A 24,663-nucleotide genomic window follows, 5' to 3' on the forward strand; every position below is an offset into this window, starting at 1 on the left:
GGTCGAGTTGATCTAGATTGCTGCCTTATGGGACAAGGCGGCGGAATCGGCCGGCGTTCGGCACTCAAGGCCATCTCCTTCGCCGGCATCGCGGCCGCGCCGGGCGCAGCCCTGAGCGGACGACGCACGGCGCCGCGATCCGCGCCGTTTCCTCAACCGACCGTGGTGGTCTCGCGGCCTGGGCCGATCTCTGCCTCGTGCGTTCTCGACCAAATCCTCGGTGTCCGCTTCACGGACGTCGCCATCCCCGGCCACGGCTCTGTCACCACGCGCACCTACAACGGGACGATCCCGGGGCCAACCCTGCGCCTGCGCGGCGGGGACACCCTGCGGCTGACTCACGTCAACGGGCTGCCGCCCAACCCGCCCCACCTGGGCGGCCACAACACGCCGCACCACGCCAACAGCTTCAACGTGCACACCCACGGGATGCACGTCTCCCCATCCGGGCACGCCGACAACGTCCTGCGCGAGTTCGCACCGCGCACCGCCAGCGAAGCTGCAGCCGACGCCGCAGAACCGCAGTACACGACGACCATCCACGTCCCGGCCGACCACCCCGCCGGCACCTACTGGTACCACCCACACCTGCACGGAGCCACCGCCGAGCAGATCGTCGGCGGCATGGCCGGGGTGATCGTCGTCGAAGGCGACGTCGACGAGGTCCCGGAGATCAAGGCGGCCGCCGATGTCGTCGTCTGTATCAACGAACTCAAGCTCAAGGCCGGCAAGGTCCCCGCCTTCACCTCAGGTGACTGGGTGATGGGCGTCCCGTCCGTCTTCACCGTCAACGGCACGGTCAACCCCACCATCACTCTGCGCCAGGGCGAGGTCCAGCGGTGGCGGCTGGTGGCCGCGACCGCATTCACTGCCCTTCGGCTCACGGTCACCGGGGGCAGCGGCGCCATGACGGTGCACCAGATCGCCCAAGACGGTGTCACCTTCGGTGCACCGGTCGCGCGGGAGACGGTGGAGCTGGCCATGGGCAACCGTGCCGACGTCCTGATCCGTGGCACTCTGCCCGGCAGGTACGAACTTCGGGCCGAGGCGGTCCCCGGACCGCTGATGACGATCGAGGTGACGGGCCGGCCTGTCGAACCGGCCATGGAGCTGCCCGCGTCCCTGCCCCCAGGCAGGCCATTCCTCGACGAGAACGACATCATCAACCCCGACGCTGACCGGGAAGTCGTCTTCCACGCCGACCCCGGCGCCTTCACAGGGGCATTCCCCAACGCCTTCCGCATGCTGGGCACCCACGCAACCCCCGCAGCCGACCCGGACGGCGACCTCACCCGCGACTCGGCCTACGGGCTGTTCGACCCCGAGTACACCAACCACACACTTCGGCTCGACACCGTGGAACGATGGACCGTCCGCACCGAAGAGACCATGCCGAAGTTCAACCATCCGTTCCACCTCCACACCAACCAGATCCTCCTCACCCATCGGAACGGCAAACGGCTGGACCCGCCCATCTGGCACGACACCATCGGCCTGGCTGGCGGCACACCGGGCCAATCCATCACCTTCCTCGTCAAGTACGAGCACTTCACCGGCCGCGCCATCGCCCACTGCCACCAACTCCACCACGAAGACCTCGGCATGATGCAGACCATCAGCTACGTCCCAAACCGAAACCTCAGTGCAGGCAGCAACTCACTGGCCTCACGCCAAAGAAGTTGAGGCCGGAACTAGGCGACAATCCAGTACATGGATGACGCGTTCACACTCCTTCGGCAGGCCGCTGACCTACTGTCCGAGGGCGCCGTGGCAGAGAACGGCCAGACGGTCGGAGATGTTCGCAGGGAAATCCAGCTCCAGGAATGGGAGATGGCGCTCGACGTGCTCATCGAGATCGCGGATGTCCATCCGGTATCCATCACCTTCTGGGAGATGCTCTCCGAGGCCGCTCGGCAGATGATGCTCGACCGCAGCCGCCGTTGGTGCGAGTGGCGGGGCTGGGAAGTCAAACACGGCACGATCCGTGCGACCTTGACGCTTGTGGGAACCGACGAGGGCGGGCGTCAGAGCGCCTTCTCAGGGGACGGCCGGCTCAGGCCTCTTTGGGACATCGGTAACCGCACCGCAGACGGACAACAGGATCTGAACATCGCGCGGCTTTGGGTGGAGTTCGCGCCGCAGCTCGGCCCTGGAGAGACAGCCGACATTCGCCTGGCTCCCCTGCAGCCTGGGCAATGGCAGCATCTGAAGCCCGGTGACGTGATCACCATGCATGAGGGCGAACCCGTCGCTGGCATCGCCGAAATCATCGAGGTCCTGTCGGCATCGCGGCCCGCCAGAACCGCTGCTCGTCCAGGTCGCGGAACCGCGGTGTGAAGTCCCGCGGCGCGATCTGCTCCCACCGGCGCCCGCAGGCGCCACCGGCACTGGGAAGCAGACCCCCTCATGGCACCCAAGCCCGCATGGAACGCGCTCGCCGGCGCCAGCACAACCGCCGCGCACGCCACCGCCACCGGCGCCCCCTGGTGGGCCACGCTCACCGCCGTCGTCCTCACCGCGGCCGCTTCCACTGCGCTCACGGCCCTCAGCACCCTCTTCCCCCAGAACTCCGCCGACCGCCTCGCCTGGTGGACCACGTACCTCAACCGCCGCACCCACGCCGACCTGACGGCCGGCCCAGCACCGACAACAACACGACACCTCGTAAGCGCAAGGGAACCGTGGACGGGTCGTCACGGGCACAGGTATAGCCATGAGACAGCACCGAACCACGCAAGGCCGTGGACGCCCTCACCGGTTCCGCAGGCCAACGATTGGTCCTGGATTTGACCGGCCTGGACGACTGCGACTCCAGCGGGATCAGCGCTCTGCTGTCGGCCAGGAGCCTGGCCATCGATCAAGGCGGTGGCATAGGCCTGGCCGCCCGCGGTGCCCACCAACACCACCCGCATCTTGGGCATCGTCGGTCTGGACCAAGCTTTCACCATCCCCCCCGGACGCCGCGACAGCCACCGCCAGCAGTTCCGTGAGTCACTGAACCTGCCTTGGGCAGCAGTCACGTGCTTTCGCCCAGATGATGGTCAGATGCCAGCGGCGGGTGTTTGACCCCTCGTTGCGGACGTATCGACTGCGCGGAGTTGCTGCAGTCCCTCGTGTGCAGTGTCGGCGAGGGGCAGGATGGTGTCGGTCCCGGTGATTTGCAGCAGTCGTCGCACTTCCGACTGCAGGGGCCCGGTCAGGACGAGCGGCCTGGCAATCGAGGTGTGGTCGGAGAGCGTCCGGATCAGCTGGTTGAGGAAGGTGCTGTCGGCGAAGGTCACTTCCGACAGATCGAGGAGCGTTGCGTCCGTCGACGTGTCGGACAGTACCTGTGCGAAGACTTCCACAACGTCGGCGAGATCGTGCAGGTCCACGTCACCGAACGGCGTGATCACCGCTACACGTTCCCGCTGATCAAGACGCACTTTCCCGATGCCTGATGTCATGCTCAGCACCCTGACACACAACGTGCCCCGAACGCATCCCGCCCTCCGGCACTTGTGATGCCGGAGGGCGGGATGCGTTCACGAGGAGCCGGGCTGGACTAGTCGGTGGTCATCAGGCCGGTGCGGAGCTTCGCCACCACGCGGGCGATGAGGCGGGAGACGTGCATCTGCGAGACACCGAGTGCTTCGCCGATCTGCGACTGGGTGTGCTCCTCGACGAAGCGGAGATGGATCAGCGTGCGTTCACGCTCGTCGAGGCCGGCGATGAGCGGGGCCAGCGAGTGGAAGTTGTCGATGAGCTCGTAGGAGTCCTCTTCGAAGCCGATGAAATCGGCCAGCGCGGTGTCGGACTCGTCACCTGCGCTCATCACCGAGGCGTCCAGGGAAGAGGCGTTGTAGCCGTTGGACGCCATCTGCGCCTGGGCGACCTCGGACGGCTCCAGCTGCATCAGCTCTGCCAGCTCGGCCGTGGAGGGGTTGCGGCCCAGACGGGTGCGCAGCTCCTCGGTAGCCTTGGACAGTTCGATGCGGGCTTCCTGGAGGCGGCGCGGCACGTGCACGGCCCAGCTGGTGTCGCGGAAGAACCGCTTGATCTCACCGGTGATGTAGGGGACGGCGAACGTCGCGAACTCGACCTCACGGGTCAGTTCGAACCGGTCGATCGCCTTGATCAGGCCGATCGTGCCGACCTGAACGATGTCTTCCATCTCCTCCTGGCCACGGTGACGGAACCGGGAGGCCGCGTATTGCACCAGGGAGAGGTTCATCTCGATCAGGCAGTTGCGCACGTACTGATACTCGTGCGTGCCTTCCTCCAGCTGCCCGAGCCGGCCGAAGAACCGCTTGCCGATCTCTCGCGCATCCTTCGGGGCGATGGAAGAGGGGTCGGCGTATGCCCGCTCGGCGAGGTCCTCCTGAGCCTGTGCGGCCTGGATCTTCTCCTGCGTCGTTACGGTGATCATGCGCCCGCCCCTTTTGCTTGTTCCGAGCTTGCCTGCTGCTCCCCGTTCTGGCGCGACTACCCACCATGGCGGCGGACATGCATGCGGAAGCCGGAAGATCCTTTTGAGTGTCCGGCGATGAGCGCCCTGTGCTCTACGGCAGAGCGAGGACGGCTGTGATGGTCTTGCCGTCGGGCTGGATGTCAACGGAGACGTGTGAGGCGAGGCGCTGGGTGATCATCCAGCCGAAGCCGCCGGGCAGTCCGGGGTTGTGGCGTACGGGGTGAGGCGCCGTCATGCTCTGGTCGCTCACCTGCACCAGCAGGGATCCGTCTTCTATGCGGGCGTTGAACCGGGTGAGCCCGCCGCCGTGCAGGATCGCGTTGGACGTCAACTCGCTGGTCACCAGCAGGGCGTCCTCACGAAAGCGCCTGGCCTGGCCTGAGCGCAGCCGACAGACGGTTTCCATAACTGCCCTGACCTCGGCGCGCGCGTCGTGACAGCCCATCTTCTGGATCTCGGGTGCCGTGTGCGTGGTCATGAAGACCTCAGCCCCTCTCTGCGTCGTTGTGCGAACTCGTCAATCGGAAGGTGCGCCGTCGCGTTGTCCCACCTGCCCGACCCGTCGCACAACACTCCCCCTACCCACTCAAAGGCAGAGCGTCAACGTTATCCGGTACAAGGACGGCGCCTCGGACACTCTGCCGATACTGGTCTCCATGGGCTGTGTCCCGCCTTCTGCGCACGGCACTTCTGTACGCGATCGATCCAACGCGCTTCCTCGGACTTTCGATTTGCTGCTTGAGTACGTCGGCCCAGCGGACGGGCAATTCTTCGCAGGTGCGCAGAAGAGGGGTGGACCCGACCGTCCCAGGTCGGGGTCCACCCCTCAGTCCATCGCCCCGGCGGCAGTGCTGCATCCGCCGCGGGCCGTCTTCAGCCGGCCGTGATCACCATCGGTACCAGCGGCCCTTGCGGCCGCCGCTCGCCGCCGGGCGGATCACGAAGCCGAGCAGCCACAGCACCAGGACGATGACCGCGATCCACCACAGGGCCTTCAACGCGAAGCCGGCACCGAAGAGGAGCAGGGCCAGAAGAAGAACAAGAATCAGGGGAACCATCGTTATCAACCTCCTGGCCGCCATCTGTCCTCGTCTACCTCATACAAACGCGTGAAAGAGGAGTTTGTTTTATAGAGACAAGGGTATTTGATCGCGCCGTGGCCGCTCACGGAGCGCCCTTGACCGAACTGGTCATGCACCGGATTCCGTGTTATCCATCCGGGAAATTCGCTGCCACTCGTGTTTACGCTGTTGATCCGTGGCCACCCGAACTGACAGCACATGATGTCCAAGCCAAGGGAGTGTGAGCGGACTTGACTGCCAACGAGAAGGCCAAGGCGAAGACCGAGCAGGTCACGGGCGCCGCCAAGGAGGTCTCGGGACGCGCTGTCGGCAACGAGCGCCTGACCGTCGAGGGCCGCGCCGAGCGCAAGAAGGGTGACGCCCGGGAGGCGAAGGAGAAGATCAAGGATGTCGGCAAGCACTAGCCGACCGAATGATGCGATAGAGGTGGGGCGGACTCCCAAGGAGTCCGCCCCACCTCTATCGCATCATTCGGTCCCCCGCCGCTCTCTGCGGGGTGGCCTTTGAGAACGAGGAATTCTGCTCGGCCATAAGGACAAGGGTCCTCGCACGTTTCAGGTCAGATGCCGTTGATGCGACGCTCGATCTCGGGGACCTAGGCTGTGGCGCCGTGGGACCTCAGCGCCCTTGTGGGCGGAGTCTGCAAGGCTTTGATCGGCTCCCGAGTCGAAAGAGCAGGCTGTGTTCCGGGTTTTCACTCGTGGCGCCACCAGCCGCACGAAGGGATGGGCCCAATCCCGCAACTGGGCCGGGGCCGACCCCGCTGAGGCCCATGTGCGGGGAAAAGAAGCTTCAGCCCTCACGGGTGGCCTCAGTTGGCCGCCGTGGGACTGGCGCGGTGACGGGTCTGGCGGGTCAGAGGAAGCGCCGGATGGGTACGACAGCTGCTTCCCTGGCGCGCTGGAGGGCGGAACGGCGCTTCCAGCGTCCGGGCCTGATGAGCTCGCTGCGCTCGAGATCCTCGGTGAAGTGGCCATCGAGCGTGGCGGTGAACGTCGGGTCCAGGACGGCGAGCATGACCTCTTCGTCGTGGTCGAGGGAGCGGCGGTTGAAGTTGGTCGAACCGATCAGTGCCATGGTTCTGTCGATGGTGATGACCTTGGTGTGCAGCATCGTGGGCTGATATTGGAAGACCTTTACGCCGCAGGCGGTGAGGTCTTCGTAGTAGCGCTGGCCGGCCAGCTGGCAGACCCTCTTGTCGGTGTGCGGGCCCGGGAGCAGGATCTCGATCTCGACGCCGCGGCGTGCGGTGGCGCACAGCAACTCGATGAAGTAGGCATCAGGTGCGAAGTAGGCGGTGGCCAGCCGGATCCGTTCCTCCGCAGACTCGATAATCACGCGTAGCAGTGTCTGCATGTCCTGCCAGCCGAAACTGGCCGAGCCCCGCACCACCTGCACGACGGCTTCGCCCTGCGGGGCGTGGTTGATGAACCGGTCGCGGTCATCGAAGAGTTCGTCGTGGCACTCGGCCCAGTTCTGGGCAAAAGCGGCGGCCAGCCCGTCCACGGCGGGACCGCGCACCTGCACGTGGGTGTCGCGCCACTCGTCCGGGGTGCGGGCGTCGCCGCACCACTCCTCGGCGATACCGACCCCTCCGGTGAACGCGGTCTCCTCATCGACGACCAGGACCTTGCGGTGACAGCGGTGGTTCTGCTTCAGCGGTGACAGATAGAGCGGTTTGCGGAACCAGGCCACCTGCACACCGGCCCGCTCCATCACCTCCAGCTGATCCTTCTCGATGAGCCGGCTGCCGAAACCGTCCAGCAGGAGGCGCACCCGCACCCCCTCCCGCGCGCGGTCGGCCAGTGCGTCGGCGAACCGCTGGGCGATCTCGCCCTTCCAGTACACGAACGTCATCATGTCCACGGTGTGCCGCGCGGAGCGGATGCCGTCCAGCATCGCCGTGAAAATCTCGTCGCCGTTGCGCAGCGGGACCAGCGCGTTGCCTTCGGTCGCCGCCACCCCTATGAGTCTCTCCAGCCGACGTCTGGCGCGCCGGGCCCGCTCATCAAGGACGGCATTGATGTCCTCCTCTCCCCCGCTGCCAGAGGAAGACGGCCTGACGACGTTGCTCGTTTCGGCGGGGCCTGCGGGAGTGCTCTGGGTGTGTGTCATGGATGCACCTTCCTGGACGATGAGCGGGAAACCAAAAGGGGACGGGCCGGATTCATCGATCGCATACCCCTCCGGGGGCAGAAGGTGCGCGTGACCACGGGATCAGTTGCAGGCCGAGGACGCAGACAGGCCCGGCGCGCGGCGAACAGCACAGCAGTTTCGGGCGCAGCCCGTGCGGGCGTCGCGGCCCGTGGAGTCATCTACCTACTCATTGGTGTGCTCTCGCTCAGGATCGCCTTCCCGGACTCGGGCAGTGAGCAAGCAGACCAGGGTGGTGCCATCGCCGAGATCGCTGAGAAGCCTTTCGGCACCGTCCTTCTGTGGCTGCTCGGCATAGCGCTGGCAGGGATGGCCCTGTGGCGGCTGACCGAAGCGGCCTTCGGCAAGCGGGGCCCGACAGCAAGAAGGCTGCAAGAGGACGATCGTTGCAGGCCACTGCGTCTTCTACGGGTTCGTCGCCTACTCCGTGCTGTCGTACGCGGCCGGATAGAAGGGAAGCGGCAGCGGCAGATCGGACAAGGAATCCCGGGACATCACGGCGAAGACTCTGGACTGGCCGGGCGGGCAGTGGATCGTCGGGGTCGCGGGTGCGACGGTGGCCGATGCTGGTGCATGGATCGCTGCCCGGGCGTTCATACGCACGTTCCAGAAGCACGTGAAGATGTCCGATATCTCACCGAAGGCCCGCAAGGTGGTCACCTTTCCGGGAATGTTCGGCGGCGCCTGCCGGGGCGCTGCCTTCGCGCTCGGCCTCGCGGCCTACGGCGCCTTCTCCTGGGCCAACACCCGCTGGCGCAAGGTCTGACACAGCCGACACCACGTCGTGCGGCCCAGGGGCGGCGCCGACACACACGCTGACTCCACACCTGGCCCGTCCCTACCGCTTCCGCCCGGCTGAGAACGCGGCGGGCAGAGCAGCCCCCAGCCACCTCTTTCATGGCTCCACAACGAGGCCACCGACCTTCGGGCCCTGCATGACTCCCCCCCTCCTCCCGTTGACGACCCGAGGGAGTGTCATCGGATCCCGCGGCCTCAACAGATCGATGAGGGCTTGAAAGATCGCTCAGGGAATGCACCACGCCCAAGCCCTCCTCCGCCCTGCAAGACCACGAGCCGGCGCCCTCTTCGCAATGTCCGCTTCGTGAAATTGCCTCCCACCTGGCGCTGCTTCCGGGCTCACGCCTCCCAGCCTCCAGGTGTCCGGGATCAAGGGGAAGCTTCACCAGCGCCTCAGGGAGCATGCTCCTAGCACGGCGGGCAGCCTCGAGGATCAGGGGCGCTTCGCCCGCAGCAACGCAGGAATCCTCTTGCGGAGGGACCTCGGCGCAGTTTGCTTCCTGGCCTTTGTCTTGGCGTTTGTTTTGGTGGCCGATGCGGGGCGATCGTCGCTTTTGCGCCAGGCCCACACCCAGCGTTCCCGGCTCTTCTTGACGGCAGCGACCCGAGCTGGTTCGTCGGCTGGTTCGGCGCGCGGGCGCCACCAGTGGACGCGGCGCGGATGCAACGCTCGGCCGAGCCTGCGGCCAAGGACGAGATACCCGAGGAAGGCGCCTGCCGCATTGAGGATCACATCGTCGATGTCGAATGCCCGACCGGCAACCAGCAGTCCTTGAGCGACCTCTACGGTGAGCATCACGAACGCCGTCATGAGCACCACTCGGACGAAGCCCCGCGTGCGCGGGAAGATCACTGGCAACAGGAGTCCGAACGGCACTCCCAGAACGACGTTTCCTCCGACCTGCTTGATCGTGTCTCGCCAGTCAGGCTGGTTGAAGTACAGCCGAATCGAGCTGCCGGGGTGCAGGTTGGTGTGGGTCAACGGTACAGACGTAGGTGACGGGACGAGTGTGACTTTCGCCAGCGCGACGGCGAAAGCCACCATGCAGACGAAGCCAACTGCCATGGCAAAGGCGCGTACCAGATTCCAGCCCCATGAGCGCCGCCGCGGACGAGGTTCGAGTTTCATGCGGCGCCAACTACCCCGACGCCGGCGCCGCATACGTCGACCGGCCAGATGCGTGCGCTTCCCCATGCGCCTCAATGCCTTGCTGGGGGCGCCCGCTCCCCCCTGCCAGCGCCCCCAGCCTCGAAGCATGGCACCGAATCAACTCTGGCTCTCCTGCCTGCGCCTGGTGGACGAGCAACCGGTGGTCGATCAGCGACGTGATGGCCCGAGAGATCGAGGACCTCGGCTACGCATCGCTGCTTGGTGGCACCGAGCGGCTGGTGGTCGGCACCGGCATCTCCTCGGTGAGGGGAGGGTGTTGGCCAGGGCCGCCCGGGCAAGTGCGCTTGCCGACCCGGGATGCGACGACGCCGGCCCCGAGCCCGGACGGTGCACCATGCCAGGAACGAGGCCGACTACAGACCGGTGACACACGTACATCGCCGTCGCTCAGCGACGCCGCAGTCGGTCGAGCCACGCGCGAGCCTGAGCCTGCTTGCGAGGGTCCGCGGCCGTCCGGCGCGCCGTCGCGATGGCCCGTTGTCCCTGCGGACTGCGGCTGTACTGCTTGATCCGGTCAAAGATGCCGGGCATGACGCCTCCAAGGTGCCGTTCGCCAAGAGCTGCCACATTGCGTCGCCGCTCACGTTGCGACTACCCGGGAAGCAATACGGAACACGAAAGCGGGCACACGGGCGACAACGACTAGGAACAGGAGTTCCCATGCTTGCCATCGCCTCTGCCGTGCTGTTCTTCCTGGCATTCCTGATCAATGCCGCCGACATCGCGACGAACGACGTCTTCTCGTCTGTGAACGTCATGCTCCTCGGACTCACCGCTCTGGCTCTCCATCTGGCGGGAGCCGGTGGCTGGGCACGTACCAGAACATCGCGTCGACGCTGAACCCGTGCTCATGCCACGGACTTACGCGGCGTAGAGCACCCGCAAGTAGTCGATCATGGTTGGGGTTTCCCGGGGCACCCGTCCTCCCACGGCGTTTACTGACGGACGAAGGAGATTCAGTGGTGATGCACAAGCCCGACAGCGTGACAGGCGCGCCCCCCATGACCGGTTGCGCGGCCTCGACCCGTGGCGGGGGCGACCGCCTGAGCGTGCTGGTGGTCGCCCTCGCACTGATCGGGTTTGCTTTCTGCGCGGGCCTGTTGCTCTTCGTGCGCTTCGCCCACTGGGCCGGGGCGCATCCGTTCGTAGGAACCCTCCTCATCGTGCTTGCCATTCCGGTGCTCTACGTGGCGCTGCGGGCGATGCCCCGGGCACACGAGTTGCGCCGGGCCGCCCGAGCCGGAATGGCCCAAGCCGACCGTGAGTTGGGGGTGTATCCAGCCGGTGTGTCGGGCGCGGTCCGAGCGGTCGAGCCAGACGACGCGTCCACGCCCGGCCCGCGAACCCCGGACGCGGTGCACGACGGGCTGACAGTCGAACTCCACCATCGTCGCGCCGACTTCGGGTAGCAGGACCGTCGGCTTCGAGGGGCGCCTCGGCTCAGAGCGTGGCGTACTTCCCAGCATTCGATGAGAACGCCAGCCTGCGGCACCAGTTCCATCGCGCTGATGAGGATGGCGGCTTGTGGTACGTCGAGGCCGCACCCGACCGCGGCGAGTTGATCGTCATCAAGCAAGCCGAGCTGACTTCGGCCGGCCAGCTCCACCGGTACAACTGGGAGCACTTGGAGGACGAGCACGGCTTCTTGACAGATCAAGCGGTCGCCCCTGAAGAGAACCCACAGGAGGCCATCCCGGCCGAAGAGTTCCAGCGGGTGTGGAACCGGTGAGTGGGCTGGGCATCCGCCTTGTAAGTTCGCTCCGCCCTGATCGCGGTAGAGCCCGCCGGGGCGGACCGAGGCCGTGCACGTCTTCCGGCGATTGCGTCTGTACGTCGTCGTTGATGTCAGCGCGGCTCGTCGCCCGATGTCACGTCACGGCTGGGCCAGGCCCCGTAGCCTTCGTAGAGTTGTTTCATTAGCTTGATCCAGAAGGCTGAACTTCTCGTCCTTCGATGCGCTCTGGGTAGAAGCTGGAGCTCCTTACCCCTTCGGGCACGCAACGGGCGCACACTCCGGCTACTGTTCGGACCCGCAGCCTCGCAAGGGGTACCCGCGGACAACTGTGGTGGCATGCCATGGCTTTATCGGTCTCTAGGAACAGAGTCTGGCGAACCGTTCCGGAGGCAGTTGGTGTCACCTGGCTCACGGATCTCGATGAGAATCGGCGGCACTGTCGTGTCCACGAACTTGGGACAGCCGGCCTTTCGTCAGAGTGGCTGGCCGTCGAAGGGGTCGCCGGAGCCGGGCTCGAAGGTCGTGCCGAGGTCGTACTTCGCGATCCCGAAAGGTTGAAAATCGGCATCGGCAAGGACGCGGTAGAGGAACTCCGAGGTGGACATGTCGTACTGGTGCCACGTGCCGATGTCATTGGACCGAGCGAGGACGGGATACTCGCCCGGACGCTCGGCATCGATCAGCCAGAAGTACTCGTCGGCCCATTCGGTGGAGCCCCACTCAACCAGCCCCTTGCCGCCTGGCGCATACATCGCATAGGGCTCGACGGCGGAGACGTCTCCGTACCTGCTGTCTTGGTCGACCGACAGGGAGGCCCGCCACTGTGTCAGGAAGTCAAACGCGATGCCCTCGTCGCGTCCCAGAAAGTAGACGGAATCACTGAAGACGCCGCCGCCGAACACCTCGTAGAGCTCCTTGTAGTCCGCCGGAAGCGGAACCCCCAGCTCTCCTTCAACTTCCGCCCAATCGACGGAGATTCCGAGCGGCTCCCACCCGGTCAGTTCGATCACTCGCTGACTCCACATACAACAATCTTCTAGCACCTGCCTTGGTCTCGACGCCCCCAACCCCTCGTCGCTCACGTCAAGAACGGCACCTCTCGCACTGACTCGTCGACGTCACTGTTGTGTGGATTGGGGGGCTGCTGCAGGTTCGGGTGACAAGTGACGTCACTACTGCTCGACAAAGCCACAGGCCTCGAGCCTTCGACCGCGAGGCCTACAAACAGCGCAACACCGTGAACTGGTGACCCTCTCGATGCGACCCACGAGCGGGGCGGTCGCTGTAGTCTGTCCCGCTGATCAGACGTTCGCTGGCGGGTGGGGTTACTGATCGTTTCAGTGGACGTTAAGTCCGATCTTCCTCGGTTCGCCATAGCTCGATCGTGGTACTGATCGCCGCACGAGCCGCCTGCTGGGCATGTCCATGCTGAGATGCGGGGCGTGAAGAGAGAGCCGTACCTCAGCGACTTGTCGGACGAGCAGTGGGCGTTGATCGAAACGATGATCACGGCCTGGAAGCGAGTCCGGGTGGCCCGGTCGGCGACCGGAGATCCCGGGGTCTGCGATCTGCGGGAGGTCGTGAACGCGATCTTCTACCAGAACCGGACGGGCTGCCAGTGGCGCCTCCTTCCGCATGATCTGCCGTCCTGGTCGGCGGTGTTCTACTACTTCACGCTGTGGCGCGAGGACGGACTGGACCAGCGGATTCAGGAACTCCTGCGCTGTCAGGTTCGGGAGAGAGCGAGGCGATTAGAGGACCCGTCCCTCGTGATCATCGACACCCAGTCCGTGCGCGCGGCCGCGGGTGTCCCGAAGACCACGACGGGGCTGGACGCGAACAAGAAGGTATCGGGCCGCAAGCGGGGACTGGCCGTGGACGTTCTGGGGCTGATCATCGGCGTCGTGGTGCTGGCCGCATCCGCCCACGACAACGCCGCCGGCACCGCCCTGCTCGACCAGGCCGCCGAGCGGTGCGGGAACCGGCTGGAGAAGGCACTGGTGGACCAGGGCTTCAAGGATCAAGTCGTCATCCATGGCACGTTGTTGGACATCGACGTCGAGGTCGTCCGCCGCAACCCCGAAGACCAGGGCAAAGGCTTCGTCCCGCAGCCGAAAAGGTGGATCGTGGAACAGGTCAACGGCACGTTGATGCTGCATCGGCGCCTGGCTCGCGAATACGACCACCGCACCGACACCTCCACCTCACGTGTCTACTGGGCGTCCATCGCGAACATGACGCGCCGCCTGACCATACCGAGTCCCACCTGGCGCGACACCCTCGAGCTGGCCGCATGAACATCACCGAGCTCCTGGCCGGCCTCCAGGCTCAGCGCGACGAGACCACGGCCCGGGCCGCTGAACTACGCGACCAGATCGAGAACTTGACCGCCGCCCTGGCCGAGACCGAAGCGCGACTCGCGGACCTGGTCACAACCCAGAAGGTCATCGCCGAACTCGCCCCGGCCCACAACGAACCCGAACCTCCCGAGACGAGCACCGCCTACCAGGCCATCGTGAACGCCTTCAACCAGCACCCCGACCAAGAGTTCCGCGCTCGTGAACTGCACGAACTCCTCGGCATGCCTACCGACGAGGCATCCGTCAACGTCACACGCGCCCGCCTCGGACGCCTCACCCGCCAAGGCTTCCTCGCCCAGCCCGGACGCGGCCGCTACCAGAAACGGGCTCAGCGTCCACTGAAGCAGCCTTGCTGATTCCTCAACGCATCGGTCGCCACCCGGATCTGCCGCCGCCGGGTGTGGTGCCACCACACGCCTGACTGGGCACCCAGATCTACTGGGCGGACACCTTCGTGAGCACCAGGGACCACGACCCATCCGGACGGCTGAACTCCACCTTCCCTCCGCCGCGCGCGTAGAGCTGGACACCGGAGACCTCACCGATGCCACGCTCATCGATGTCCAGGTAGACGAAGTCGCCGCCGCTGCTGTCGACGAAGTCCCAGTGGCCGTGCAAATCTTCGGGGTCGGTGTGCGCGTCTGTCGACAGATCAGTGGCGGTGAATGTGCCGTCGGAATCGAGCGTGATCTCGCCGCCGGTCTTGCCGTTGCGGTATATGCCGGGAAGCTCGTCGGGGTCGGCCGAGTACGCACACCCTGAGATAAGTACCGAAGCAGCGCCCAGTACAGCGACGAACCACCGTCCGACTATCCCCCTGCTCATCCTGTCCCCCTGATCATCACGGCGCCACGGCTCAAGCGCGCCGCACTTGCCGAACCAGATCTTGAACGCGTTCAAAACGTATGTCAAGCGTGAGTGGGTGTGACTTGCTTGGTCGCTTCGTGGGGCTGATCATTTTGCTGCTGAGGTACGGCTCTCTCTTCACGCCCCGCATCTCCGCATGGACATGCCCAGCAGGCGGCTCGTGCGGCGATCAGTACCACGATCGAGCGATCACGAACCGAGGAAGATCGGACTTAACGTCCACTCAGAATGACTTTCGAAGGCGCCGGAGGCAGATGATGCTGCAGGCGAGGTCGAGTAGCCCCTGGTGGAGATCGGCGCGTCGCTCGTAGCGGGTGCGGAGGCGCTTGAACTGGTGGAGCCAGGCGAAGGCGCGCTCTACGACCCAGCGCACCTTGCCGAGTCCGGAACCGTGGGCGACGCCGTGTCGGGCGATCATCGGTTTGATGCCGCGCTTCCACAGCAGGCGGCGGTACTTGCACGAAGTCGTAGCCCCGGTCGGCGAACAGCCGCCGGGGCCTGTGTCGCGGGCGTCCTCGCAGTCCTCGGATCGGCGGGATCGCGTCCAGCAGGGGCAGCAGCTGGGTGACGTCGTGGCGATTGCCTCCGGTGAGCATCACGGCGAGCGGGGTGCCACAACGATCCACGATCACATGGTGCTTGGAGCCGGGACGGGCGCGGTCGACGGGCGATGGGCCGACAAGATCCCCCCTTTGAGAGCCCGGACGTGCGAGCCGTCCACGGCGCAGTCGTCCAGGTCCAGCAGGTCTGCGCGGCGCAGTTCGGTCAGCAGTGCGGCGTGCAGGCAGGGCCAGACGCCGGCCTCGGTCCAATCCCGCAGCCGACGCCAGGCCGTGACTCCGGAGCAGCCCACGGCCTGCGCGGGGACATCGCGCCATGCCACACCCGTCCGCAGCACGTAGATGATGCCGGCCAGGGCCGCCCAGTCCGAGACTCGTAGCCGCCCGGGGTGGCGGTGGCGTCGTTCGGGAGCGGGCGGCAGCAGCGGAGCCACCCGCTCCCACAGGTCATCCGGAACAAGATCAGCACACACCTGGACAGCCTGCCCACCATGATCGTCGGGCACAAGAGCGCAGTTCAACTCATTCTGAACCGAACAGACTGGGCGTTTCTCCCTTAATTCCGCAGGTCAGGTAGCGAAGACGGGCGGCACGTACCTGCTGGCCGACCGCTTCACCCTAGGCTGACGAACCGTCGGATCAGAATGCCCCCGCCCCGGACGGGGCGGCGGCATTGAGCTTCACGCCTTGATACAGGGCGTCATGCCCGTGGTTGTGCCTGGCGCTCGCGAAGGATGGCAACGCCGTCTCCATCGAGCGCATCGAGGTAGGACGTGCGACCGGCCATCGCCATGATCAGGGCCAGGGTCGTGCCGGACACGCGTGGCCCCTCGCCGGTGGTGAAGGGGCTGTCGGTGGCGGTCAGGCGCAGTTCGCGGATGCGGGTCTTGGTGAAGACGGGCAGATCGGTGCGCTGGTAGTAGTCGGCCAGGGTGGTCAACGTGCGGACGGGGTAGTCGCGTTCGATGCCGAGCGGCCGGCGGATGTCCTCGCCGTGCACGATGGTCTCGCCGAGCATGGCCACGGTCGAGGGGATCGGCTTCGTCGTGCGGGTGGCCACTCGGCTAAACCGGTCGAGCGTCTCGGCCGGGGTGGCGCCCAGCTGTTCGGCCAGCCGCATGGCGACCTGCTTGTCGAAGTCGAAGCGGCAGCGGATCACGCCCGCCATCCACCGCACCGGGTTGAGGCCGGCCGCCGAGGTCAGGTGGGCGAGCACGTCACGAACGGTGAGCCCCTCGCACAGCGACGGGGTGGCCCACTGATGGTCGGTCAGCTGCGCGAGGTCGGCGGCCAGGGCGGTCCGCTCGGTGTGGATCAGTGGCCAGGTTCCGGTGGCGGATGTCGTCATGGGGGTGATGCTCCTGTGCGGTGGTAGGTCGGGCAGGGGACCGGTCAGCGGCTGATTAGGCCGACGTGGTTGCCGTCGAGATCGGTGAAGACGGCGATGCGGCTGGCGGGCGTGTCGGTCGGGGGGAGGATTCGTGCGGCGCCGAGCCGCTCGGCGCGGGCGAGAGCGCCATCGACGTCGTCGACCGGGAAGTAAGCGACGAGCCCGGTGTACGGGCTATCCGGGCCCGCCTGCCCGACCCCGCCGGTCGGTCGGCCGTCCTCGTCGCCGACCAGGGCGTAGGTGTCGTCCAGCACGTGGACCGGCCAGCCGAACAGCTCCTGGTAGAAGCGGCGGGCGCGTGGCGCTTCGGGAGTGGAGATGTCGAACCAGGCGGCACTGCTCATCGGGGTCTCCTCGGGGTGTCGGAAACGATGGGTCGAAGAGGTGACTCCCGGAGTGGGGCAGAATCGTCCCTCGTGGGCGAGGAAATTTCGGCGGGATCCGCGACGGGCGACCTGGCCAGGGCGCGCGAGGGGGACGACGCCGCGTTCACCCGCCTGGTGGCGCCGCTGCGCCGGGAGCTGCACGCGCACTGCTACAGGATGCTCGGGTCGACCCACGATGCGGACGATGCACTGCAGGAGGCGCTGCTGCGGGCCTGGCGGGGCCTGGACCGCTTCGAGGGGCGTAGTTCACTGCGCGCCTGGCTGTACACCGTGGCCACCCGCACCTGCCTGGACGCCGTCGACCGGCGCGGCAGGCGGGCGATGCCCATCGACCTCGGCCCGGCCAGCGACCACGCGGTGGTCGATGCCACCCCGCTGACCGAGGTCGCCTGGCTGGGCCCCTACCTCGACGCGGGCCTGCCCGCCGGCCCGGCCGGACCGGCCGCGCGGTACGAGCAGCGCGAGGCCGTCGAACTCGCCTTCGTCGCGGCGATGCAGCACCTGTCAGGCAACCAGCGGGCCGCGCTGCTCCTGTTCGACGTGCTCGGCTTCTCCGCCGCCGAGATCGCCACCATGATGGACACCTCCACCACCTCGGTGAACTCCGCTCTGGCCCGCGCCCGTCGGCTGCTCGCCGAGCGGGTCCCGGCGCGCTCGCAGCAGCAGACCCTGCGCAAGCTCGGCGACGCCCGGGTCCGCGAGACCGTCACCGCCTTCGCCACCGCCCTGGAAGGCGGCGACGCCGACGCCATGGTCGCCCTGCTCACCGAGGACGTCGCCTGGTCGATGCCGCCGCTGGCCCAGTGGTACCGGGGCCGGGCCGCCGTCATGGACTTCGCCGTTGAGGTCCCGCTCACCCGCTGCCCGAGCTGGCGTTACCACCTCACTTCGGCGAACGGCCAACCGGCAGTGGCCTTCTACGTGGGCGCGAGCCGGTCGGCCCCGCACCTCGCGTGGTCGATCACGGTGCTGACCCTGCGCGGCGAGCTCGTCGAAGGCCTCACCTCGTTCCTAGGCGCGGAGCACGTCCAGCGGTTCGGGCTGCAGACGGAGTGGGCTTGAGTCAACGTCAGCCCCTGAGGCCCCAGAGTGTGGCTACGGCCGGGGCCATTGACCATGGAGGCCAGACGACGGCGTTTCCCATTCTGAAACGATCAGTTAGTCGGCTCCGGTCTCGGCGACTGCTGGTCACCACATCCCAGTGGCAAGCCCCGGCAGTCGACCGACGACGGGGGCGCCTTTCCCGTCTGTTGCACGCGAGTGGTGTGCCGGTCCAGGATGGCCCGAAGCCTGTCGAGGTCCCCGGCTCGAGAACCCTGACCATGCCGCGCAGCAGATCCGACGCAGGAACGGAATCGAATGTGTCCCCTTGAGCGCATCACGGAGCTCTGTCCCCCTCCCACCCCCCACCAGCAGCCGGTGGATTGGGCACAGGTCGAGTCCGCTCTGGACACCCCCCTGCCCGACGACTACAAAAAACTCACCGCCACGTACGACCCTGGCTGCTTCGCCGACTACCTCTGGGTCTACGACCCCCGGCACACCTCGGTCCACGTCAACCTGACAGGCTCCGCAAGTGACCAGCTCCGGGAGCGGATGCGATCCGATCACGCTCAGGGCATCTGCCCGGCTCCCGTGGATCCCACGCTCCTGCTTCCCTGCGGTGGCACAGACAACGGTGAGCGGCTGTTCTGGGTGACCGATCCTCGGAGCCGACCGGATACCTGGACAATTGCCGTCAACGAAGCACGCGGGCCTCGCTGGTTCACGTTCGCCGGAAACCTGACGCAGTTCCTGGCTTCTGTGTTGAGCGGAGAAACGGCGGTTCCGCAGTTCCCGAAGGATCTCCTGGCAGGGGGCATCAGCTTCGAACCGTCGGACCTCGACCAGTGGTATCCGCCGGTGCCGTCGGTGCCGCCGCCCTCCGACCCGGAGAGAATCCGCGAGTGGGGCCGTGCGAACGGCTTCAGCGTCCCCCTGCGTGGACGCATCCCAGCAAAGGTGCGGCAGGCCTGGGAGCAGGCCAACGAGGGTGACTGAACCCGTCACCGTCGGGGCTGCTGACCTTCGTCAGCGAGCGCAGCCACGTCGCAGGACCGGTCGTGCGCCCACCCTCAACGGCTCCGGCATCGACGGCGGCTGGTGGGCGCGGACGGCGGGCGCCCCGTCCGTTTGATCGACGACGTGCGGAGCTACTGGAGATCTTTAGGCCGGGCAGTGATCATCGCACCGCTCCAACCGGACGAAGACGCCCGTCATCTGACGCTTGACGGTACGCATCGGGTCCTCGGGTTCGTTGGGCAGGATCTCGCCCTGGTCGGCCATGAAGGCGCGGCCCACGCACTGCCAGGTCTACGCGAGCGCTGCCTCGTGAATGACGAGCTCGCGCGCGAGTCGGTCGAGGTTCGGCCTGTCCGCAGCCTGATGATCGCCCAGCCCTCAGCGCACCAAAGAGTGGTGTGGGGCGGGCTGTAGACCACCAGCCCGCCCCACGATTGTCGTCCTGGCTGCCGAAGCCACGGGGCACGCGCCGCCGCGGTGTTCGGCTCAGGTGCCTCTAGCGGCGGTAGTGGTGGCGGCCCCAGGAAGCGTCGTCGACGAAGCGGTCACGGTCGTTGCGCAGGGTCGCGGTGTCGGAACGGTTGTCCCACACGTAGGCCCGGCGGTCCTGGTAGACGTCGCGGCGGGAGTCGTAGCCGATACCGGTGTGGACGCGGACCGTGGCACGGCCGGCGAGCCGGTAGTGCTCGAAGGTGTAGGTGTGGCCGTCCTCGTCCGCCAGGGTCCAGCCGTCAAGGTTCACGCTGCGGCGCGTGTTGTTGGTGATCTCCACCCACTCCTGGTTCAGGGAGCGGTTGGAACGGTTGTCCCATCCCGGGGAGTCGTACTGCACGCGGCTGATCTCGACGCTCCGCCACTGCGCGCCGTGATCGGCGGCGGACGCGGGCACCGCGATCACCGCGGTGACAGCCGCGGCACTCAGCGCGGCAGCAGTCAGACGGCGAGCGGACATGGAAACGGTCACAGGATCTCCCTGCATCGTGCGGGCACCAGCCCGGCAGCCCCCCAAGAGCGGCCGGGGTGGTGCGGTGTTCGGGTGGCGGCCGGTCGGCCGCACACGCGCACCTTGCTCACTCCGCCGGCGCGCCACGGACGCAACGCGGCGCACGTTGCCGTTTGCCTACATCACCGTGACAGTCGCCTGTAACATCCATCTATGTCTCCTATGTGTGGAATTGATAGACCGGCAGGATCGCTGCCTTTGCTGTGACTGGCCGGCGCGTTCCACCCAGCAAGCCCGGCGGCTGGGCGAGCGGACAGCCGTCACCCGAAAGTGAGTAACAGCGCCACTGCCCGGTCTCGGCAACAGCTGGACCGGGCCGCACCGGCCCACTGCAGGAAGCAGACGTGAAGAGACCCCGCGCCGCAGAACTCGGCACGGGGTCTTCACGGAGCGCTGGGCAGGTCCTGCACCTGCATCTCCCCGCAGGAAGCGGGACGTCTTTCCTTGAACCACCAACGCATAGCCTGCCGACAGGACGCCCGCCGACCAGATCAAGATCAACAATGCCGGGCACGGCACGCCCGGGTCGCTGGTCAGAGCGCCGTGCAGGCCCTGGGCGCCAGGCGAGCGAGACGATGTAGCGGTGTCAGGTAGGGCGGTTGATCCAACAGACGGCGGTGAGATATCCGATCGTGGCAGGGCGTTTTCGCACTCAAGGCCGCAGTTACTGCAGCGCAGCTGGGACCCCTACAGCGGTGGGGCCTCGAAGACGCATGGCCTTCGGGGCCCCACCGCTGTGGTCGAACTGCTGGGTCGGGCATGCGGCCCATTGCGTGGCCCATGCCCCAGGCGTGGGCGTTGCCGCTCATGCCTGTGTCGCCGGTGCGGCTGGACTTGGCCGAGGTGGCCGTGGCCTTGTCGGAGTCGTGCTTCCAGCCCCGGTGCTGGCCGTGGCCCCAGGACGAACCGCGGCTCTGGCCCCAGGTGCCGTGGTGGCCGAGCTGGTGGTGACCCCAGCAGTTGTCGCGTCCGCCGCGGTGGCCGCGCTCGCCACCGGTCAGGAGGTTGATGTGGCTGGCCTTGTTGCCGTCGGTCGCGCCCGAGTTGCCGCTCGAGCCGGTGTTCCCGTTCGTGGCCTTGGTGTCGGATGTGGCCTTGCCGCCGTTGCCGCCCCGGCCGGTGTCACCAGATGCGGCGCCGGTGGTGTTGCGCGCGAGGGCGCCGGCCTTGCTGTCACCGCTGCTCCGGCTCCAGCTCCAGATGTGGTGGGCGGACTTCATCGCGTGCGCGGCAGCGGTGCTGGAGCCCGTGGTGCGGGCATTGCCGGAGTCGCCGCCGCGGGCGCCGTTGCCGCCCCCGGTCGGCGAGTTGTTCCAGGCTGGGGCTTGCGGTGAGCGTCCGCGTCGGCAGTCTCAGCCGACGTCGCCTGGCGTTCGGGTCCATACGCGCAATGACCGGCTTGAGCTTTGCAGCATCCGACGGGCGGCATGCCAGAATCGCGGAAGGTGCTGGTGTCGCTCCGCCTAGCACCAGCACCTACTGCGCCGGGGCTGGACGGCCGGACCTGGCCCGCTGGCGTGGCGGCACCCGCCGACGGAGCCGGAACGGTTCGTACATACGCCGATACCGATCAGCGCGGCGGACTCGATCTTCCGTTGAGCTCTCCAGGCCGTCGATTCAGGGGCTGGTCGTGGTCCGGCCGAGGTAGGTGACAGGCCCGGGGTCCGGGACGGCGATCTCGTGGAAGCCGACGCGGTTGTAAAAGGCGCGGGCCGGGGTGTTGCTGGTGACCATGGAGAGGTGGACCGCCGCGACGCCCTTGGCGTGCAGGGCGGCGAGGAAAGCGTTCATGAGCTGCCGCCCGTAGCCGTTCCGCTGGTGGGAGGGCAGCAGGTCGATGTGGAGATGGGCCGGGTAGGCCTCCAGTTCCGGGAGCACCATCCGTTCCGGGCGGTGCATCAAGTCGGTCATCACCTCGGCCGGGGTGGACGGAGGCTGTACGGGGGCGGGGTAGCGGTCCGTCAGGCCGGGGAGCCACTCGGAACGGTAGCGGGCGACGAAGGATGCGGTGTCGGCCGTACCGACGATGTAGCCGACGGCTCGTCCGCCGTCCTCCACGACGAAGGCCAGGTCCGGTTCGAGGACCACATAGGGTGCAGCAAAGATGTTCGGAAGAAACGCCGGGTCCGGGTAGAGGTGGCGGGCATCGCCGCCCTCGTGCCCGGTCCGTACACAGATGTCGAAGAGGGCATCGCGGTCCTCGGGGCGGTACGGGCGCAGGGTGGCCTGGGAAGCCGGCGAGGGAGTCATGGCGCCGATCTTTGGGGGTGCGGGAGCGATCCCGCAACTGTGTTTCACGGGAAGACGGGCTTCTCGCGCCAACGGCCGTCAGTTGGGACCGGGTGAGGGCTGGATGACCGAGGGGCAGGACCCGCGCGCGGGCAGACCTATGAGGGCGCGGACCGGGTGAGGGCCCGCACGCAGCCAAGCATGATCCTGGGGCGCTGACGGCGATTCGTGGAGTTTCCGCGGGTCGGCAGTGTCGGCAATCGGCGGGCGTCGACAGTCCTAATCGCGGGTTACTTGTCCCTTGTCCTTGGTGGGAGTCCGGGGCGAAATCCGCCGCTGTCGTTCGCTCTCGTGCCGTAACCGCGGCGAGGTGGGGCGGGCCAGGCGTTGATTTGCAGGGTGGGCCGGGCGCGCGTCACCCTGATAGGCGAGGGCAGGTGCTGACCGTGCGTACCAGCGACGAGATCTACCACCGGGTGCTCTGGGACCCGCGCCTGGACCCCGAGCGGTTCGTGATGGGGGTCGCCGAGCGCAGGGCCCCGCCGAAGCGGGTCCTGCTCGGCGACTTCGTGCCGGGCGGGGAGATCCCGTGGCATCGGGTCGTGTTCTTCGAGGCGGACGGCCAGGTCGTCTGGGACCGCGCCTCGGGCGTCGACCGGCTCGACGAGACCCTCGCCGGGCAGGTCGGTCCCGTGCCTGCCCCGGCACCCGGCGACGTCCTCGCCGTCCCATCGACGAACCGCACCGCGGTCGCCTGGCTGCCGCCGGCAAAGTTGTGGCCGCCGATCCAGCACATCCGCCGCGAACACGACCGGCAGATCCGCCGCTGGCCGCCGCACGTCAACGTGCTCTTCGGTTTCGTCCCCGAGGCCGAGTTCGCCCGGGCCCTGCCGCTGGTCGCCGCGGCGCTCGCCGAGACGCCGCCGTTCTCGGCCCGCCTGGCGGGCGTCCACTGGTTCGAACACCGCGAGGACGCCACCGTCTGGCTCGACCCGGCCGCCGCCGACCACGAGCCCTGGGCACGGCTGCGGGACTCCCTGGAGCTCCGCTTCCCGCTGTGCGGATCGCACCCGCACGGCTTCACCCCGCACCTGTCCCTCGGCCGTACCCCGGACCCGCACCTCCTCGCACGCAAGGTGGAGGCCCTCCTCGGCCCCATGACAGCCCGGGTCGACGAGCTGGTCGTGCTCTCCCGGCGCGGCGACGAGCCGATGCGGGTCCGCGCCCGCGTCCTGCTCGGCACCGGCGACGTACGTCACCCGGAGAATCCGGCCCTTCCGGGCAACCCTCCGCCCCACCACCCGTCCCGTCAGCCGCGCATAGGCCTCGGCCGGCCCAGCCCGCACGCACCGAAGTCATGAGTACGCACCCACGCCTTCTGCGGCGACGTGGCCGAGAAGGCGCTCGCCGATCTTGAATGGGGCGAGCGGGCCGTCGTCGAGGCGGTGCGCCGACTCATCGAAGCTGGTGGCAGCGTTCTTCCCTCACCGTCGGCCGAACCGCTGACCAGCGAAGACGCACCTCCTTTGCGCCTGGTGTCCGAGGCGGAAGTCCGGGGCCGTCTCGTCCAGGGCCACGGCCGGCGAGCGCGGGTCGCCCTACGGGGAGCGGACACTGAGCATGTTCCGGCGGTCACGAGACAGCCTGCTACCACCCTGCTACCTTGTGGATGTGAGCAACGACCGGAAGCAGACCCAGGTGCGGCTCGCCCCCGACGTGCTGGCCGCAGGCAAGGAAGCAGCCGCCGCCCGCGGCCTCGACTTCAACCGCTACGTGGAACGTCTCATCGACGAGGACACCACCGGAGCCCGCGCCGCCGGCATGGCCGCCGTCCAGGACCTTCTCGACCGCCACGGCGACTTCCTCGACAGTCTCGAGCGCGACCTCGACCAGGGCCACATTCGCTCGCAGAACACTGCGCGGGACGCCGCTGCGTGAGCATGTCTCTTCAGGTCGACCTGTCCTGGATCCTCGAAGTCACCCAGCGTGCCGGACGCCACGACCCGGCTCCCGACGATTTCGGAGTGCCCGTCGCGGCCGTGGAACGCCACCGTGCCGAACTCCTCGAACAGCCCGTCTACGGCGGACCGTTCGCTCGGGCCGCCGCACTCGTGCACACACTCGGCCGCTGCCGCTGGCTCGAACAGTCCAACCTGACCGTGGCATGCGCCGTCGCCGTCATGTACCTCACGGCCAGTGGGATTCCCGTCGATCCAGACCGTGACCAACTCACCGCACTCGCACACGAGTTGTACGACCCGCGCTGCACCGCCACTCGCATCGCCGAACAGCTCCGCACCTGGCGATAGAACGCCGCGACGAACATGAAGTCGCTGGAAGGTCTGGCGCAGGCCGCGCATCCTGCCCGGCGCCATTGCCTACGCCGCACTCCGTCTCTTCGGTTCGGCACGTCGCCT

At 67.2% G+C, this 24,663-nt stretch carries 27 protein-coding genes and 3 pseudogenes; 16 read left to right on the forward strand and 14 right to left on the reverse strand.

The window, feature by feature from the left end:
* Positions 1 to 27: 27 nt before the first annotated feature.
* From LGI35_RS01815 to LGI35_RS01825, 3 genes are all read left to right on the forward strand, one after another.
* Positions 28 to 1,683, forward strand: coding sequence for a multicopper oxidase family protein (locus LGI35_RS01815; RefSeq protein ID WP_227291823.1), 1,656 nt, complete (start codon positions 28 to 30; stop codon positions 1,681 to 1,683).
* 27 nt (positions 1,684 to 1,710) lie between these two features.
* The gene (locus LGI35_RS01820; RefSeq protein WP_227291824.1) at positions 1,711 to 2,337 is read left to right on the forward strand and encodes a hypothetical protein; all 627 of its coding nucleotides are present in this window, start codon (positions 1,711 to 1,713) and stop codon (positions 2,335 to 2,337) included.
* 404 nt (positions 2,338 to 2,741) lie between these two features.
* Positions 2,742 to 2,990: an STAS domain-containing protein gene (locus tag LGI35_RS01825; RefSeq protein ID WP_227291825.1), complete on the forward strand. Its 249-nt coding sequence runs from the start codon at positions 2,742 to 2,744 to the stop codon at positions 2,988 to 2,990.
* Positions 2,991 to 3,041: 51 nt separating this feature from the next.
* Here LGI35_RS01825 and LGI35_RS01830 read toward each other — a convergent pair whose 3' ends face one another.
* The 4 genes from LGI35_RS01830 to LGI35_RS01845 all read right to left on the reverse strand — a co-directional run bounded on the left by LGI35_RS01830 (position 3,042) and on the right by LGI35_RS01845 (position 5,508).
* Entirely contained in the window at positions 3,042 to 3,446 is a 405-nt protein-coding gene (locus LGI35_RS01830; RefSeq protein ID WP_227291826.1) for an STAS domain-containing protein, read from the reverse strand.
* Positions 3,447 to 3,544: 98 nt separating this feature from the next.
* Positions 3,545 to 4,408 carry a SigB/SigF/SigG family RNA polymerase sigma factor gene (locus tag LGI35_RS01835; protein ID WP_227291827.1) on the reverse strand — a complete coding sequence of 288 codons (864 nt, stop codon included), beginning with the start codon at positions 4,406 to 4,408 and terminating at the stop codon, positions 3,545 to 3,547.
* Positions 4,409 to 4,541: 133 nt separating this feature from the next.
* A complete protein-coding gene (locus LGI35_RS01840) occupies positions 4,542 to 4,928 on the reverse strand; it encodes an ATP-binding protein (RefSeq protein WP_227291828.1) in 387 nt (128 codons plus the stop codon).
* A 409-nt stretch (positions 4,929 to 5,337) separates the two neighbouring features.
* Positions 5,338 to 5,508: a DUF5670 family protein gene (locus LGI35_RS01845; RefSeq protein WP_227291829.1), complete on the reverse strand. Its 171-nt coding sequence runs from the start codon at positions 5,506 to 5,508 to the stop codon at positions 5,338 to 5,340.
* A 254-nt stretch (positions 5,509 to 5,762) separates the two neighbouring features.
* On the opposite strand from LGI35_RS01845, the gene LGI35_RS01850 reads away from it, so the two are divergent.
* Positions 5,763 to 5,936: a CsbD family protein gene (locus tag LGI35_RS01850; protein ID WP_227291830.1), complete on the forward strand. Its 174-nt coding sequence runs from the start codon at positions 5,763 to 5,765 to the stop codon at positions 5,934 to 5,936.
* Positions 5,937 to 6,387: 451 nt separating this feature from the next.
* Here the strand turns inward: LGI35_RS01850 and LGI35_RS01855 are convergent, their stop codons facing one another.
* Positions 6,388 to 7,647: a phospholipase D-like domain-containing protein gene (locus LGI35_RS01855; protein ID WP_227291831.1), complete on the reverse strand. Its 1,260-nt coding sequence runs from the start codon at positions 7,645 to 7,647 to the stop codon at positions 6,388 to 6,390.
* A gap of 90 nt (positions 7,648 to 7,737) precedes the next feature.
* Between LGI35_RS01855 and LGI35_RS01860 the strand changes: the two are divergent.
* Positions 7,738 to 8,452, forward strand: a pseudogene (locus LGI35_RS01860) (DUF1206 domain-containing protein).
* Between the two features lie 465 nt (positions 8,453 to 8,917).
* On the opposite strand, the gene LGI35_RS01865 reads toward LGI35_RS01860, so the two are convergent.
* Positions 8,918 to 9,613 carry a VanZ family protein gene (locus LGI35_RS01865; RefSeq protein WP_423835672.1) on the reverse strand — a complete coding sequence of 232 codons (696 nt, stop codon included), beginning with the start codon at positions 9,611 to 9,613 and terminating at the stop codon, positions 8,918 to 8,920.
* A 702-nt stretch (positions 9,614 to 10,315) separates the two neighbouring features.
* On the opposite strand from LGI35_RS01865, the gene LGI35_RS01870 reads away from it, so the two are divergent.
* The 3 genes from LGI35_RS01870 (at position 10,316) to LGI35_RS01880 (ending at position 11,384) form a co-directional block, all read left to right on the forward strand.
* Positions 10,316 to 10,495 (forward strand): hypothetical protein, encoded by a 180-nt coding sequence (locus LGI35_RS01870; RefSeq protein WP_227291832.1) that lies wholly within the window; start codon positions 10,316 to 10,318, stop codon positions 10,493 to 10,495.
* A gap of 119 nt (positions 10,496 to 10,614) precedes the next feature.
* The gene (locus LGI35_RS46520; protein ID WP_423835673.1) at positions 10,615 to 11,064 is read left to right on the forward strand and encodes a hypothetical protein; all 450 of its coding nucleotides are present in this window, start codon (positions 10,615 to 10,617) and stop codon (positions 11,062 to 11,064) included.
* Between the two features lie 38 nt (positions 11,065 to 11,102).
* A complete protein-coding gene (locus tag LGI35_RS01880; protein ID WP_227291833.1) occupies positions 11,103 to 11,384 on the forward strand; it encodes a hypothetical protein in 282 nt (93 codons plus the stop codon).
* Positions 11,385 to 11,863: 479 nt separating this feature from the next.
* Here LGI35_RS01880 and LGI35_RS01885 read toward each other — a convergent pair whose 3' ends face one another.
* The gene (locus LGI35_RS01885; RefSeq protein ID WP_227291834.1) at positions 11,864 to 12,400 is read right to left on the reverse strand and encodes an SMI1/KNR4 family protein; all 537 of its coding nucleotides are present in this window, start codon (positions 12,398 to 12,400) and stop codon (positions 11,864 to 11,866) included.
* Positions 12,401 to 12,832: 432 nt separating this feature from the next.
* On the opposite strand from LGI35_RS01885, the gene LGI35_RS01890 reads away from it, so the two are divergent.
* Both LGI35_RS01890 and LGI35_RS01895 read left to right on the forward strand, forming a co-directional pair.
* Complete coding sequence (locus LGI35_RS01890; protein WP_423835674.1) at positions 12,833 to 13,687, forward strand: IS5 family transposase; 855 nt, start codon at positions 12,833 to 12,835, stop codon at positions 13,685 to 13,687.
* Positions 13,684 to 14,106 carry a hypothetical protein gene (locus LGI35_RS01895; protein ID WP_227291836.1) on the forward strand — a complete coding sequence of 141 codons (423 nt, stop codon included), beginning with the start codon at positions 13,684 to 13,686 and terminating at the stop codon, positions 14,104 to 14,106. Before LGI35_RS01890 ends, LGI35_RS01895 begins: the two co-directional genes overlap by 4 nt.
* A gap of 79 nt (positions 14,107 to 14,185) precedes the next feature.
* Here the strand turns inward: LGI35_RS01895 and LGI35_RS01900 are convergent, their stop codons facing one another.
* From LGI35_RS01900 to LGI35_RS01915, 4 genes and pseudogenes are all read right to left on the reverse strand, one after another.
* Positions 14,186 to 14,662, reverse strand: coding sequence for a hypothetical protein (locus LGI35_RS01900; RefSeq protein ID WP_227291837.1), 477 nt, complete (start codon positions 14,660 to 14,662; stop codon positions 14,186 to 14,188).
* Positions 14,663 to 14,840: 178 nt separating this feature from the next.
* A pseudogene (locus tag LGI35_RS01905) lies at positions 14,841 to 15,650 on the reverse strand (IS5 family transposase).
* A 227-nt stretch (positions 15,651 to 15,877) separates the two neighbouring features.
* Positions 15,878 to 16,525 (reverse strand): maleylpyruvate isomerase family mycothiol-dependent enzyme, encoded by a 648-nt coding sequence (locus tag LGI35_RS01910; RefSeq protein ID WP_227291838.1) that lies wholly within the window; start codon positions 16,523 to 16,525, stop codon positions 15,878 to 15,880.
* A 44-nt stretch (positions 16,526 to 16,569) separates the two neighbouring features.
* Complete coding sequence (locus tag LGI35_RS01915) at positions 16,570 to 16,911, reverse strand: VOC family protein (protein ID WP_227291839.1); 342 nt, start codon at positions 16,909 to 16,911, stop codon at positions 16,570 to 16,572.
* Between the two features lie 72 nt (positions 16,912 to 16,983).
* Here LGI35_RS01915 and LGI35_RS01920 point away from each other — a divergent pair, with 72 nt between their 5' ends.
* The 3 genes from LGI35_RS01920 to LGI35_RS01930 all read left to right on the forward strand — a co-directional run bounded on the left by LGI35_RS01920 (position 16,984) and on the right by LGI35_RS01930 (position 19,428).
* On the forward strand, positions 16,984 to 18,015 hold the full coding sequence (locus LGI35_RS01920) for a sigma-70 family RNA polymerase sigma factor (protein ID WP_227291840.1): 1,032 nt from the start codon (positions 16,984 to 16,986) through the stop codon (positions 18,013 to 18,015).
* 573 nt (positions 18,016 to 18,588) lie between these two features.
* Positions 18,589 to 18,993 (forward strand): Lsr2 family DNA-binding protein, encoded by a 405-nt coding sequence (locus tag LGI35_RS01925; protein ID WP_227291841.1) that lies wholly within the window; start codon positions 18,589 to 18,591, stop codon positions 18,991 to 18,993.
* Between the two features lie 132 nt (positions 18,994 to 19,125).
* Positions 19,126 to 19,428 carry a hypothetical protein gene (locus LGI35_RS01930; protein WP_227291842.1) on the forward strand — a complete coding sequence of 101 codons (303 nt, stop codon included), beginning with the start codon at positions 19,126 to 19,128 and terminating at the stop codon, positions 19,426 to 19,428.
* An 82-nt stretch (positions 19,429 to 19,510) separates the two neighbouring features.
* On the opposite strand, the gene LGI35_RS01935 is transcribed toward LGI35_RS01930, so the two are convergent.
* The 3 genes from LGI35_RS01935 to LGI35_RS01945 form a co-directional block, all read right to left on the reverse strand.
* On the reverse strand, positions 19,511 to 19,966 hold the full coding sequence (locus LGI35_RS01935; RefSeq protein WP_227300174.1) for a lamin tail domain-containing protein: 456 nt from the start codon (positions 19,964 to 19,966) through the stop codon (positions 19,511 to 19,513).
* A gap of 584 nt (positions 19,967 to 20,550) precedes the next feature.
* The gene (locus LGI35_RS01940; protein WP_227291843.1) at positions 20,551 to 21,237 is read right to left on the reverse strand and encodes a hypothetical protein; all 687 of its coding nucleotides are present in this window, start codon (positions 21,235 to 21,237) and stop codon (positions 20,551 to 20,553) included.
* A gap of 397 nt (positions 21,238 to 21,634) precedes the next feature.
* On the reverse strand, positions 21,635 to 22,267 hold the full coding sequence (locus LGI35_RS01945) for a GNAT family N-acetyltransferase (RefSeq protein WP_227291844.1): 633 nt from the start codon (positions 22,265 to 22,267) through the stop codon (positions 21,635 to 21,637).
* Positions 22,268 to 22,692: 425 nt separating this feature from the next.
* Between LGI35_RS01945 and LGI35_RS01950 the strand changes: the two are divergent.
* From LGI35_RS01950 to LGI35_RS01960, 3 genes and pseudogenes are all read left to right on the forward strand, one after another.
* Positions 22,693 to 23,502 (forward strand): annotated as a pseudogene (locus LGI35_RS01950) (RNA repair domain-containing protein); the annotation flags it as partial.
* Between the two features lie 415 nt (positions 23,503 to 23,917).
* A complete protein-coding gene (locus LGI35_RS01955) occupies positions 23,918 to 24,184 on the forward strand; it encodes a hypothetical protein (RefSeq protein ID WP_227291845.1) in 267 nt (88 codons plus the stop codon).
* A 2-nt stretch (positions 24,185 to 24,186) separates the two neighbouring features.
* Positions 24,187 to 24,555, forward strand: coding sequence for a fic family toxin-antitoxin system, toxin component (locus LGI35_RS01960; protein WP_227300175.1), 369 nt, complete (start codon positions 24,187 to 24,189; stop codon positions 24,553 to 24,555).
* Positions 24,556 to 24,663 lie beyond the last annotated feature (108 nt).

The organism is Streptomyces longhuiensis (genome assembly GCF_020616555.1).
GTDB classification, from domain to species: Bacteria; Actinomycetota; Actinomycetes; order Streptomycetales; family Streptomycetaceae; genus Streptomyces; species Streptomyces longhuiensis.